This window comes from Vibrio sp. 10N.286.48.C11, from assembly GCF_041469805.1.
GTDB lineage: Bacteria > Pseudomonadota > Gammaproteobacteria > Enterobacterales > Vibrionaceae > Vibrio > Vibrio crassostreae_C.
Map to the genome: position 1 here is coordinate 84,723 of NZ_JBFRLK010000038.1, position 13,739 is coordinate 98,461.

Annotated in this window: 11 protein-coding genes; 5 read left to right on the forward strand and 6 right to left on the reverse strand. The window is 43.7% G+C overall.

The features are described 5' to 3' along the window. Positions 1-66: 66 nt before the first annotated feature. On the reverse strand, positions 67-2,283 hold the full coding sequence (locus AB4209_RS11005) for an ABC transporter permease subunit (protein ID WP_102320720.1): 2,217 nt from the start codon (positions 2,281-2,283) through the stop codon (positions 67-69). 200 nt (positions 2,284-2,483) lie between these two features. Here AB4209_RS11005 and ppk1 point away from each other — a divergent pair, with 200 nt between their 5' ends. Continuing rightward, positions 2,484-4,580, forward strand: a complete 2,097-nt coding sequence (gene ppk1, locus AB4209_RS11010; RefSeq protein WP_372055860.1) for a polyphosphate kinase 1 — start codon at positions 2,484-2,486, stop codon at positions 4,578-4,580. Continuing rightward, positions 4,571-6,082 carry an exopolyphosphatase gene (gene ppx, locus AB4209_RS11015; RefSeq protein WP_372055862.1) on the forward strand — a complete coding sequence of 504 codons (1,512 nt, stop codon included), beginning with the start codon at positions 4,571-4,573 and terminating at the stop codon, positions 6,080-6,082. Before ppk1 ends, ppx begins: the two co-directional genes overlap by 10 nt. 76 nt (positions 6,083-6,158) lie before the next feature. On the opposite strand, the gene AB4209_RS11020 is transcribed toward ppx, so the two are convergent. Genes AB4209_RS11020 through phoB form a run of 3 tightly spaced genes read right to left on the reverse strand, consistent with a single transcriptional unit; the run spans position 6,159 to position 9,154 of the window. Further along, positions 6,159-7,136 carry a PstS family phosphate ABC transporter substrate-binding protein gene (locus tag AB4209_RS11020; protein ID WP_136974063.1) on the reverse strand — a complete coding sequence of 326 codons (978 nt, stop codon included), beginning with the start codon at positions 7,134-7,136 and terminating at the stop codon, positions 6,159-6,161. Continuing rightward, on the reverse strand, positions 7,133-8,431 hold the full coding sequence (gene phoR, locus AB4209_RS11025) for a phosphate regulon sensor histidine kinase PhoR (protein WP_004740365.1): 1,299 nt from the start codon (positions 8,429-8,431) through the stop codon (positions 7,133-7,135). Before phoR ends, AB4209_RS11020 begins: the two co-directional genes overlap by 4 nt. A 33-nt stretch (positions 8,432-8,464) precedes the next feature. Next, positions 8,465-9,154, reverse strand: coding sequence for a phosphate regulon transcriptional regulator PhoB (gene phoB, locus AB4209_RS11030; RefSeq protein ID WP_004735064.1), 690 nt, complete (start codon positions 9,152-9,154; stop codon positions 8,465-8,467). Positions 9,155-9,348: 194 nt separating this feature from the next. On the opposite strand from phoB, the gene rdgC reads away from it, so the two are divergent. The 3 genes from rdgC (at position 9,349) to AB4209_RS11045 (ending at position 12,162) form a co-directional block, all read left to right on the forward strand. After that, complete coding sequence (gene rdgC / locus AB4209_RS11035; RefSeq protein ID WP_017062534.1) at positions 9,349-10,263, forward strand: recombination-associated protein RdgC; 915 nt, start codon at positions 9,349-9,351, stop codon at positions 10,261-10,263. Between the two features lie 206 nt (positions 10,264-10,469). Next, a complete protein-coding gene (gene yegQ / locus AB4209_RS11040; RefSeq protein WP_019823039.1) occupies positions 10,470-11,873 on the forward strand; it encodes a tRNA 5-hydroxyuridine modification protein YegQ in 1,404 nt (467 codons plus the stop codon). Positions 11,874-11,907: 34 nt separating this feature from the next. After that, positions 11,908-12,162, forward strand: coding sequence for a YfhL family 4Fe-4S dicluster ferredoxin (locus tag AB4209_RS11045; RefSeq protein WP_004735061.1), 255 nt, complete (start codon positions 11,908-11,910; stop codon positions 12,160-12,162). A gap of 42 nt (positions 12,163-12,204) precedes the next feature. Here the strand turns inward: AB4209_RS11045 and AB4209_RS11050 are convergent, their stop codons facing one another. Next, positions 12,205-12,513 (reverse strand): hypothetical protein, encoded by a 309-nt coding sequence (locus AB4209_RS11050; RefSeq protein WP_017062536.1) that lies wholly within the window; start codon positions 12,511-12,513, stop codon positions 12,205-12,207. A gap of 273 nt (positions 12,514-12,786) precedes the next feature. Then, the gene (mepA, locus tag AB4209_RS11055; RefSeq protein WP_102394397.1) at positions 12,787-13,626 is read right to left on the reverse strand and encodes a penicillin-insensitive murein endopeptidase; all 840 of its coding nucleotides are present in this window, start codon (positions 13,624-13,626) and stop codon (positions 12,787-12,789) included. Between the last annotated feature and the right edge of the window lie 113 nt (positions 13,627-13,739).

A 13,739-nucleotide genomic window follows, 5' to 3' on the forward strand; every position in this document is an offset into this window, starting at 1 on the left:
AGATCTTGAGATTCGCTAGCCAAACCACTAAAAGCCATTGATACACATTGAGACAAACCTTTAAAACTACAGCGCACGATATTTATCTCTCAGTCTTTGTCTAACCCACTCAGCAACTGAGTTCACCGCGAATGTAAAGATAAACAGCAAGAGTGCAGCCAAGAACAGCAAGCGGAAATGAGAACCGCCCACTTCTGATTCTGGTAGCTCAACAGCAATCGTTGCCGATAAGGTTCTCATCCCTTCCAAAATATTCCAGTCAAGAATTGGAGTGTTACCTGTCGCCATCAAGACGATCATGGTTTCGCCAACCGCTCGACCTAGGCCCATCATAACCGCTGAAAAGATACCTGGACTCGCCGTCAATAACACCACATAAATAAGCGTCTGCCACGCCGTCGCACCCAACGCTAATGAGCCATCAGATAAATGTTTAGGTACAGAGAAAATAGCGTCTTCAGCAATAGTGAAAATCGTTGGGATGACCGCAAAGCCCATAGCAAAACCAACCACCAGCGCATTGCGTTGGTCAAAGTCGATGCCATAGCTGGCCAAGAAGGTACGAATATCACCACCAAACAATAAGGCTTCAATGTTGCTTCCACCAGCAAACACAGCAACTACTGTAACCACCAATACTGGAATCAATATCAGCGCGTGCCAACCATTAGAGAAGCGACCCGTTACCATCTTCGGTAAACAGAACCAAACAAGTCCAGTCAACAGTGTGCTCAGTGGTAATAACACCATTAATGAGAAGACAGCTGTTAAATGTGTCTCAACGATTGGAGCAAACCAAAGCCCAGCCAAGAATCCGATGATCACGGTCGGAAGAGCTTCCATCAGCTCTATCGAAGGCTTCACGACTCTTCGCATGCGTGGAGACATAAAGTAAGCGGTGTAAATAGCTCCGAGCACAGCAACCGGCACGGCAAACATCATCGCAAACAGAGCGGCTTTGATAGTACCGAATGTGATAGGTACTAAACTGAATTTCTCTTCAAAGTCATCATTCGCCGAGGTTGATTGCCAAACGTATTGCGGTTCAGGGTAACTTTCATACCAGACCTTTTGCCAAAGCGATGAGAATGAGATTTGTGGGTATTCATTATCGACTTTAGCCACACTGATGGTGCCATCAATCAAAGTCGCCAGATGCAGTTCATTAGCAGACATAGCGGCTAGTTGTGGTGATTTATCAAAGGCTCGTTCAAACAAAGACAGCTTTTCACTGGTCGTATAGTGGCTTTGTAATGTGCCGTTCTTATAGAAGCTATAAAAACCCTTTCTATAAGTATCAGGAAGAATAAATTGCACTTGTTCAGCAAGTTGGAAGTCTCGAATATGGGTCAGGCTACGTTTTTCATTTTTGAGTACATCGAACCATTGAGAAACCTGTCCGTCCTCATGCGTAACCAACAACGAGTATGCACCAGAAAGTAAATCGATGCTTTTCACGGAATGTTTCGCATCATTCAAGCTAAGATCAATCACTTCACGAACATCAAAACCGTTATCTGATAGTTTCAAAACAACCAAATCCGATTGTGCTCGTAGGTATAAAGTTTGCCCATCAGGTGTGACAAGCAGTTGCTGTTGCAAGCCCAGCTTATCCGATAGCCATTGGCTCTTCTGAAAAACATACTGACCAGTAAGGTCACTCTGATACCACTTAACCAAGACTCGTTGGTCACTTAACTGCGCGGCAACCGTAATCCCACGTCCATTCTTAGAGAACGCGAATTTGTCGATCGTCGCCCCATTTGAGGGTTCATCATTTAAAAATGGTTCTGGGAGATCGATTTGCTCAATTTTAGGATCGGCTTCACTGCCCTTTTGCAGCACAGGCGCACTATACTCAGGATAGAAAAAAGTAAGGTTGCTTGCACTATCGGCAAAGGCAAACCAGTTTTCTGATGGGGTATTTCGAGAGAAGGCAACAGGATTGGCTAAAACATTTCGCTCAAAGTAAGAGTGTGTATTTTGAGACTCTAAATCCCAAAACTGCACCAAGCCAGATTTTTCGATAGTAAATGCATGCTGACCGTATTCATCAACAGATAAGGCGATAGGCTTTTCTACAGCAACGGTCTTTACGGCTTGGTCTGTCTCTAAACCAGTATCAGAAAACACCGGTAAAATGACCATCGCCAAGTAAACAAAGATCAATACCAGAGCAGCTAGAACACTGACGGCACCACATGTCACTGAAAAACGGACGAGACGATCTTTCAACCATCTTTTTTTGTCACGCTCTTTCAATGAAAATTGGGCTGAAGCCATCTGTTTATCTACCTTTTTTTAGCTACTGACATAATATGTACGTTAGATGACAATTATATTACAAGTTACGTTAAACAACTGAAACTAATAACAAGTTTGTTGACCATATTTCTTAAAGTAAGATCATAGATTTTGTGAATTTTGCCATTCTAATTTAAAGTAATCAGCTCTATAGCCAGTACTCAAGGATTCTCATCTCGATGGAAAAAGACTATGTCACAAAAGAACTTAGCTGGTTATCCTTCAACGAAAGAGTGCTCCAAGAAGCGGCAGATAAGTCAGTTCCCTTAATCGAAAGAGTTCGTTTTTTAGGTATTTACTCGAAAAACCTCGATGAGTTTTACAAAGTCCGATTTGCTGATGTGAAGCGAAAGATCTTACTTCAAGATCCACAGCTAACCTCCAACTCGCCGAAAAGCCTACTAACTCAAATGCAGAGCAAAGCAAGCAAGCTCGATGCTCAATTCCATGAACTGTATAACGACTTGCTACTGGAATTGGCACGCAATCGTATTTTTCTGGTCAACGAACAGCAAATCAGCGAAGAACAAAGTGGCTGGATAAAAAAGTACTTTAAGAAAAAAGTGCTGCCACACTTAACACCGCTTCTCTTGAACGAAGATAGCCAGTTACTCAATATTCTCAAAGACGAACAAAGTTACTTAGCCATCGACATCGAGCGTGAGGCATCTTCTCAATATGTCTTACTCGAAATCCCATCAGAGGCACTCCCTCGATTTGTTAAGTTACCGGAAGCTTCGGGTTCGCAGCGTACAACTTTGATCTTGTTAGATAATATAGTTCGATTTTGTTTGGATGACTTGCTTAAAGGATTCTTTGAGTATGACTCATTGCGTTGCTTTGCGATAAAAATGACACGTGATGCCGATTATGATCTGCAAGAGGACAACGAAAATAACCTATTAGAATCGATGTCATTAGGTTTAGAACAGCGCTTAACGGCACTGCCGATCCGTCTGATCTATGAGTCAGAGATGCCCGCTGAAATGCTCAACTTCTTACAAGTCAGACTTAAACTATCTGACTATGACAGTGTCATTGCGGGTGGTCGCTATCATAACTTCAAACACTTCTCTGAGTTCCCAAGCCTTAACCGACGTGATTTAGTTAATCGTCCTCTACCCGCGATTAAGTGCGCGCATTTCAGCCATTACCCAAACTATTTCGAAGCGCTCAAAGCTCGCGACATCTTACTGCATTATCCTTATCACACCTTTAGTCACATCACTGAACTGGTTAGGCAGGCTTCCTTTGACCCGAAGGTAACCTCCATCAAAATAAACGTTTACCGTGTTGCGGAAGGCTCAAAACTCCTCAGCTCGATCATCGATGCGGCGCACAATGGCAAAAAGGTCACTGTGGTTGTCGAGCTGCAAGCACGCTTTGATGAGCAAGCCAACATTCAATGGACCAAGAAACTTCAAGAAGCGGGTGTAAAAGTCATCCATGGCATCCCAAGTTTGAAGATCCATTCCAAGTTGCTGCTCATCAAACGAAAAGAAGGCAAGCATACCGAGCATTATGCCCATATTGGCACTGGCAACTTCCATGAAGTTACAGCGCGCGTGTATACCGATTTCTCTCTGCTCACTGCGAATGAAGATTTGACTCAAGAGGTGAGACAAGTCTTTAAGTATATTGAAAACCCTTATCAAAAGTCCCAGTTCAAGCAACTGATTGTGTCACCAAAGAATACTAGAAAACGTCTGTACCAATTGATAGATAATGAAATACAAAACGCGATAGAAGGTAAACCTGCAAGCATCACTCTAAAACTCAACAACTTGGTCGATCGAGAGATCATTGAAAAGCTCTATCAGGCTAGCCAAGCCAATGTAAAAGTGAGAATGGTCATTCGCGGCATGTGCTCTCTTGTCCCTGGCATACCCAACATCAGTGACCATATTGAGATAATCAGTGTGGTCGATCGTTTCCTCGAACACCCTAGAGTGATGATATTTGGTAACGCTGGAAAGCCGAAAGTCTATATATCTTCCGCTGACTGGATGACACGAAACTTTGATCACCGCATCGAAGTTGCAGCCCCAATTTTAGATCCAAAGATCAAGCAAACCATTATCGATATCACCGAGTTTCATTTCGATGACAGCAACAAAGCTCGAGTACTAAACCAATCGATGAGCCACCCTTACATACAACCACCAGCAAACCCACTTGATTACCCGACGTCACAACTCTCCACTTACCACTATATTAAACGTATGGAGAAACTTGCTCGCAAGAAGTACAAACAAGAGAAGAAATCATGCCGCTAATTGATAACAAACATTCTCGATGTATTGCCGCTATCGACTTGGGTTCGAACAGCTTCCATATGGTGGTTGCCCGAGTATTCGATCAACACCTGCAATTAGTCAGCAGGCACAAACAGAAAGTGAGATTAGGTGATGGATTGGATGAACATAACGTCCTATCCGAAAGCGCTATCGAACGAGGTCTAGAATGCCTCAAGGTGTTCGCAGAGCGACTAGCGGATTTTGAACTTGATGATGTCAGAGTTGTTGCGACTCATACCCTAAGAAAAGCCAAAAACGCTAAAGACTTCTTAGAGCAAGCCAAACCACTGTTTCCTTTTCCAATAGAGATCATCTCAGGTCAAGAAGAAGCTCGAATAATCTATAACGGCGTAGAACACACTCAAACCGCTTCTGAATCTAAGTTGGTTATTGATATCGGTGGAGGGAGTACCGAACTCGTCGCCGGACAAGGCTTTACCCCACTGATTATGCGCAGTTTACCGATGGGGTGCGTCAGTTTTACTCAGCGCTTCTTTGCCGATGGAGGGCTGACATCACAGCACTTCTCCGATGCTTATGTCTCTGCTACTCGCCTGTTGATGCCATTAATTGAAGAATACAAACAAATCTCTTGGGAAGTTGCCTTTGGCTCATCAGGGACGGCTAAATCAATAAAAGAGGTACTCATTGGCTTAGGGTTCACCGATGGTCTCATTACGCCGCAACGCCTATCCTATTTGAAGAACCACTTATGTGAATTTCCATCATCTAAGGGATTAGACCTTTCAGGTTTAAGTGATGAAAGAAAGCCGGTGTTTGCCGCTGGTGTCACCATTCTTTCAGCAGTTATGGATATGCTCAACATCAATGAATTGCATTTCTCCGATAGTGCCTTAAGAGAAGGGGTTCTTTATGACATGGAAGATCGGTTTAAAGATATTGATGTTCGAACAAGAACCGCCGAAACGCTTGTCTCTCGATACCATGTTGACGTAGTTCATGGCCAGAAAGTCAAAGCACTCACCCTTTCATTACTGAAACAAGCGCAACCTCAGGTGAGTACTGCGGTAAATAATGAACTTTATGATCTAATTGGATGGGCTGCATTGCTTCATGAAGTGGGACAAAGCATCGCATTCCAAGGCTATCACCGTCATTCAGCTTATCTGCTTAAACATACGACTATGCCCGGTTTCAATACTGAGCAGCAGCGTCTGATCTCAGCATTAGTTCGCTATCAAAGAAAAGCGCTCAAACTACAAGATTTGCCGGAACTTTCTCTGTTTACTCAGCAACAAGTCACCCTGCTGATTCGTATATTGAGACTCGCTATCTTACTCAACCGTCAGCGAAATCAAGCACTGGCCCCAGACGTGACTCTAACGATTGAACAACAGGATAACTGGGAATTGAAAGGAACTAACAGCGATTGGTTGGCCCAAAACCAACTGCTTGATTATGAGCTCAGAGAAGAGCAACAACGTTGGAAAAATGCAGAATGGTCGTTGCAGCTAAAATAACGAACAGTCAAAATAAAAACAGCTTGCGACGCGCAAGCTGTTCATACGTTTTTTTCTAAGTTTGTCGTAGCCTGAATTAGAGCCCGACTTTTGCCAATTCTTGCTCTGCGAACTCAGACGGTATCGCTAAATAGCCATCTTTCTCTACAAGTTCTTGTCCTTGCTTTGAGAACACAAAAGTGAGGAACTCTCTTTCAACGGGAGAAAGCGGTTTATCTGGGTGTTTGTTCACGTATACGTAAAGAAAGCGTGATAGAGGGTAATCACCGCTCAAGATATTCGCTCGAGTCGGCTCTACATAATCAGAACCATGCTCAGCAATAGGAATTAACTTAACGCCAGCGACACGATAGCCAATACCTGAGTAACCTATGCCGCTGATTGATGATGCGACCGACTGTACAACCGATGCAGAACCTGGCTGCTCATTGACTCGGTTCTTAAAGTCACCACCACATAGTGCGTTTTGTTTGAAATAGCCATAGGTTCCCGAAACGGAATTGCGCCCAAACAACTGGAATCGATGCTTCGCCCAAGGTTGGTCGACGCCTAGATCTTGCCAATCGTTCAGCGGTTTTGTCGCACCACAGCGTAATGTCTCTGAAAAGATGCCATCAATCTGACGAAAGTTGAGCCCCTCAATAGGGTTATCGCGGTGCACAAAAAGCCCAATCGCATCGATCGCCACTCGCAGTGCTGTCGGTTTATAACCATGTTCTCTTTCAAACGCTTCAATTTCTCGCAAGCGCATCGGGCGACTCATTGGTCCCAGATGAGCAGTACCTTCTGTTAAGGCTGGAGGCGCAGTAGAAGAACCAGATGCTTGAACCTGAGCGTTAACATTTGGGTAGTAAGATTTAAATTCTTCCACCCATAACGTCGTCATACCCGCTAAGGTATCCGAACCTACCGATAATAAGCTCCCAGAAATCCCCGGAACCTTAGAATAATCAGGAAGAGAATCGACACTCTGTTCGGCATGAACAGAGTTAACCAAAGCAAACGCTAATAATGAACTGACTGGCAAACGCATCCTGCGTGTCAAACAACTCATGACACTGTCAGTCGATTTGGCAATGTGAAATGGAATCGACTACCGACACCCACCTCACTTTGAATTTCTAAATGTGAGTCATGGTGACTAAGCGCATGTTTCACAATCGCTAATCCAAGACCACTACCACCGGTATCACGAGAGCGGGCTTTATCTACACGATAGAAGCGCTCTGTGAGTCGATGTAAGTGTTGAGGCTCAATACCATCACCAGTATCTGACACATCTAAGCACGCGCCTTGGCTGGTTTGATACCAACGCACTTTGACCGTTGCACCTGCGGGTGTGTATTTAACCGCGTTATAAACCAAATTCGATATCGCACTTCTCAATTGGTCTTCATCGGCAAGAACTCGTAGGCTCTTATCGATATCAAACTCAAGCTTATGTTCGCGCTCACCGCTAAGGCTCGCCGCTTCTTTCTCAAGAACCTCAAGCATCGCCGGAACGTTGACCACTTCATCCAACTCATGCATTGGCGCCGCTTCAATTTTCGAAAGCGTGAGTAGTTGATTAACCAAACTGTTCATTCGATTGAGCTGCTCAGTCATTACGCCATGCGCCTTGGTCCACATTGGGCCAACGATCATGTCTGGATCTTCGGTCATTTCAAGGTAACCTTGAAGGACGGTCATCGGCGTACGCAATTCATGAGAAACGTTAGCGAAGAAGTTACGGCGCATGCCTTCTAACTGCTTAAGCTGGGTCACATCACGTACCACCATCAGGTGTTCACCCTCGGTATACGGCACAATACGCAGCTCGAGCATACGCTCCACATTCAATGGAGAAGGCATCTCTAATGGCTCAGAGAAATCTTGCTTATTAAGGTACTTAATAAAATCTGGAGTACGAATCAAATTCGAGATCGGTTGACCTGAATCATCTGGCCAACGAAAGCCCAGCAAATACTGAGCTAGCTTGTTACACCAAACGATATTGCCTTCACCGCGAAATACCACAACGGCATCGGGAAGCGATTCTGCACCGTTACGGAAACGGCGGATAAGGTTAGTCAGTTCTTTGCGTTTGCGACGCTGTCTCTGCTGCATACGATAAATACCGTTAAACAGAGATTCCCAGTTCCCAGAGCCTGAAGGTGGAGTTAGACGCTTCTCATCCCACAGCCATGCGGACAAACGCATTTGGTTGTGTAGATGCCAGCCGAGCTGCAATACCGTAGCAGCCAGCAGCAACCAAGGTAGGTAACCGAATATCCATCCGACTAAAACCCATGGTGCGTAAAAAAAAGCCAGCTCCCAAGCCAGCTTTTTCCAGGTTAACTTTTCAACCATTCAGGACTCCGTAAACTGGGCAGCGAAGCCACATTAAGCCTTTGTAGAAAAACGGTAGCCAGCGCCACGAACCGTTTGGATTAGCTTATCGTGACCTGCAGACTCAAGCGCTTTACGCAGGCGTCGAATATGTACATCAACCGTTCGGTCTTCAACGTAAACATTGGTACCCCAAACGTTGTTAAGCAGCTGCTCTCGGCTGTATACACGCTCTTGGTGCGTCATAAAGAAGTGCAGCATTTTGAATTCTGTTGGTCCCATATCAACTGGACCTTCACTTGCGGTCACGCGGTGTGATACTGGGTCTAATTTAAGGCCCTGTACATCAATCACATCTTCCAATGCCGTTGGTGTTACACGACGAATCACCGCTTTAAGGCGAGCAACAAGCTCTTTTGGCGAAAACGGTTTGGTAATGTAGTCGTCAGCGCCAACTTCTAAACCGCGAACCTTATCTTCTTCTTCACCACGAGCTGTTAGCATCACCACTGGGATGTTGCGAGTTAACTCTTCACGCTTCATGTGCTTGATAAAGTTTATCCCGCTACCACCAGGTAGCATCCAATCTAGTAATACTAGATCTGGGAAAGGTTCACATAGCTTGTTTACCGCTGTATCGTAATCTTCAGCCTCTACTGCTTGGTAGCCTTTTTGTTCAAGTACAAAACACAGCATCTCACGAATAGGTGCTTCATCTTCAACGACCAGAATCCTTCTCGACATAATTGAATAGCCTTTGTATTTAATCAACGCATTGCATTATCTGAGTTAATTATGACACTTTTGTGACCTTTGAAAACAAATTTTCATATAACTGTCTCAAACATTTCACTTTATAATTTTTGATACAGAGCTAAGGACAAATCGAATTAGATCTCATATCATGAGGCACTTCTAAAAAGGTATGAGAAAAATATATGTGGTTTAAAAATTGCCTAGTCTATCGCTTCAACCGTGATATTGATTTCAACGCAGATCAGCTAGAGAAACAACTTGAAGAATTCCGCTTTACTCCTTGTGGTAGCCAAGACAAACAGAAGTTTGGTTGGGTACACGCAATGGGTAGACATGGCGATATGATGACGCACGTATCAGAAAACCGCATTCTTATCTGTGCAAAGAAAGAAGAGAAAATGCTACCCGCTTCTGTGATCAAAGAATCATTGAACGCAAAAGTAGAAACGCTTGAGGCAGAGTCTGGTACCCCTCTGAAAAAGAAAGAGAAAGACAGCCTAAAAGAAGACATCATCATTGATCTACTTCCTCGAGCATTCAGCCGCAGCAACTTCACTTACGCGCTGATCATGCCAAAAGAAGGTTTCATTGTGGTTGATGCGAGCAGCTACAAAAAAGCAGAAGATGTATTAGCATTGCTACGTAAGACAATGGGTAGCCTGCCAGTAGTGCCAGCTATCCCAGAGCAAGCGATCGAAACGACTCTTACAGAATGGGTGAAATCAGGTGATACGCCACAAGGCATCACTATGCTTGATGAAGCAGAACTAAAATCTATTCAAGAAGACGGCGGTATTGTTCGAGTTAAGAAACAAGAACTAGAAGCTGATGAGATTAAAAACCACATAGAAGCCAATAAGATGGTGACGAAACTTCTTATCAACTGGCAAGACCGTATTGAATTCATTCTTGCAGAAGATGGCAGCATCAAACGCCTAAAATTCAGTGATGAGCTCAAAGACGAAAACGACGATATTCCTCGTGAAGATCAAGCTGCGCGTTTTGATGCGGACTTCTCTCTACTTTGTGGTGAGTTCAGTGTTTTCCTTCCAAACCTATTTGAATCATTAGGCGGGTTAACTCAACCTAACGCTTAATCAGTCAAACTATAGGCTCAGGTGCTAACGGTATCTGAGCTTATTTCTCGCTAAGTTCCCACTTATATTTGCCTCTCTGCCCTCTTGTTAATGTCATTGCTATCTTTAGGGCTATCAACCAAACTCATTTTAGCGTAAAATTTGCGCCCCTTTGATATCACTTGGTGGTATCAACCTGACTTGAGATCAGATTAGAGAACGAAGCAATGACTACACAAAAACCATTTGTACCTGAACTATTATCACCGGCAGGAAGCCTCAAAAACATGCGTTACGCATTCGCCTACGGCGCAGATGCAGTTTACGCAGGCCAGCCACGTTACAGCCTTCGCGTTCGTAACAACGAGTTCAATCACGAAAACCTACAAATTGGTATCGATGAAGCTCATGCTCAAGGCAAAAAGTTATATGTTGTATGTAACATTCAGCCTCACAACTCTAAATTAAAAACATTCATTCGCGACCTTAAACCAGTTGTAGACATGGGCCCTGACGCGCTTATCATGTCAGATCCTGGTCTTATCATGATGGTTCGTGAAGCATTCCCTGAAATGCCAATCCACCTTTCGGTTCAAGCAAACGCAGTAAACTGGGCGACCGTTAAGTTCTGGTCAACCCAAGGCGTTGAGCGTGTAATCCTATCTCGTGAGCTATCGCTTGAAGAGATCGAAGAGATTCGCGAACACTGCCCAGAAACAGAGCTAGAGATCTTTGTTCACGGTGCACTTTGCATGGCTTACTCAGGCCGTTGTCTGCTTTCTGGTTACATGAACAAGCGCGATCCAAACCAAGGTACTTGCACCAACGCGTGCCGCTGGGAATACAAAACTGAAGCAGCGAAAGAAGACGAAAACGGTCAGATCGTTGAAGCTAATCCAACTGGTGTCGCTATTCAAGAAGTTGAAGTTCAAGATGAACGTCCAGACAACACACTAGGTCTTGGTAAACCAACAGACGAAGTGGTTCTGCTTTCTGAATCACACAAGCCAGAAGAGAAAATGGCAGCGTTTGAAGATGAGCATGGTACTTACATCATGAACTCAAAAGACCTTCGTGCAATCCAACACGTTGAGCGCCTAACGAAGATGGGTGTTCACTCTCTGAAGATTGAAGGTCGTACTAAGTCTTTCTACTACTGTGCACGTACTGCTCAAGTTTACCGTAAAGCTATTGACGATGCAGTGGCAGGCAAACCATTCGATGAAAGCCTAATGGGTACGCTAGAGAGCCTAGCTCACCGCGGTTACACTGAAGGCTTCTTACGTCGTCATACTCACGATACTTACCAAAACTACGAGTACGGTTACTCTATCTCTGACACTCAACAGTTTGTTGGTGAGTTCACAGGTAAGCGACGTGGCGACCTAGCGGAAGTAGAAGTGAAGAACAAGTTTCTAGTAGGCGACAGCTTAGAAATGATGACACCGAAAGGTAACGTTGTTTTCAAACTGGAAGTTATGGAAAACCGTAAATCTGAAGCGGTCGACGATGCGAAAGGTAACGGTCACTTTGTATTTATTCCTGTACCAGCAGATCTAGATCTAGAGTACGGCTTGCTGATGCGTAACTTGAGCGAAGGCCAAGATACACGTAACGCATCAGGCAAATAATTTTTACTTAAGCGACTTACTTGAGAAGAAAATAATGGCTCTGTTAATTACTGACAAGTGCATAAACTGCGATATGTGTGATCCTGAATGCCCAAATGGTGCAATCACTATGGGCGACAGCATCTTCGAGATCGATCCTGATTTATGTACAGAGTGTAAAGGTCACTATGAAAAGCCAACATGCCAGTCAGTGTGTCCGATTACAAAATGCATCATCACTGACCCAAACCATATTGAAACTGATGATGAGCTACTTGAGAAGTTTGTTATCATTCAAGGCTTGACCTAAAAGAAGAAAGGTTCAACTTAACCATAAGTTGAACCTTTTTTTTCATCCTGATTTTCCGATTGGATAAATATTGCAGAAGAGCTCTTTTTCAAATTGATATTCGAGTCGTTCTCGCCAGTTTATTGATTGAGCTATAGGAACAAGATAAAAGTTTTCCCTGCTGGTATCGGTCACAAATGCCATTCCATACTGCATCAATTCATAGTGAACATCATTTACGAAACTAGGGTCTAAACGTTGTCTGCCTGTTAGCTGATTGATGTCATCTCTTGAAATTGAAATACCCGAGCTTTCAGCGTTGAACCTATGTCTTAACCATTCTGAAAATTCCTTCGCACAAATCATAGTCATAGTCTTATCCTTGAATTATCTATCGACGGGTATCAGACTCTGATTTCGCATACTGCATATAAGCCGCATCTTTCACCCCAAAACACTCAATCCCTGACCAAACCTTGTCAAATTCGCCATCGCCCTTGCTGATACCGTTATTGCTTTTATTAATATCAAACGATGTTCTTAATCTCGTGTTTATAAACTCTAGACAAAAGTGTGATATTTCTCCAGTTTTAGAGTCGAAAAAACCAGTGGCAGTACCACTGTAAAAAGCCTCGATAAACAGGATTACTTCTTAGATATCAAGGCCAAACATTGACTTGGCATCACTTTAACTTTTTTCTTTTTCTTAGTTTTCGCTACTTTTTTAGGAGGTGGAACTGGAACAGTCTGTGGAGCCCAACTTGCAAGTTCATATCCGCAACCATCACCTTTAGGAGGGCTCGCTTGAGCTATGCAGTTTGAACTGCCTTCAGGACACTTTAAACGAACGTGGAAGTGGGAGTGGTGTCCCCACCAAGGTCTTATTTTGCCTAACCAAGCTCTATCATTAGCGTCAGAGTTTTCTTGTTCACAAAGGGTTTGCTTGATCACTGGATGAACAAAAATACGCACCACTTTTTCATCTTTCGCCGCATAACGAATAACTTGAAAATGATCATCGGTCCAATTCGATTCACGCAATTTGTAGTTGGTAAGATCCACAACGCTCACAGGTTTAGGCACAGCTAATTCGTTCTCTGACAACCTCTTACTGGTTAACCTTAGCCATATATCAATATCTAACCCTGTTTGATGACTTGAATGACCTGAAGAAAAGCGCCCTCCTCTGGGAAGAGAAATATCACCGATCAATAAATTAGTATTGAGCTTCTCGCTGGTCGTGACTCCTAACCTCTCAATAAACTTTATAGCTTCTGTATGGCCATAGTAGCGCTCTCTTTGAGGGCGAATGATCTGATACCCCAAACCATTAATAGGCAAAGCCTGCGCGCCGTCTAGACAGCCATTGGCATAGCTTCCAATTGATGAGGGTGAATTTTTAGTAGGGTGACTCTCTTTTTCCCACGAAGTTGCTGATAGAGAAAATGAACAAAAGAATACAACCAGTGCAAAAAAGAACCTCATAATAATCCCAAATTACTGACGCTTACTCATTATATTAGTCGCCATTTAGGATTAGGTGCATATCGTACTTAAGTTTTTGGTGGTAGCTAGTGAATTATACCAATTAAAGTAAA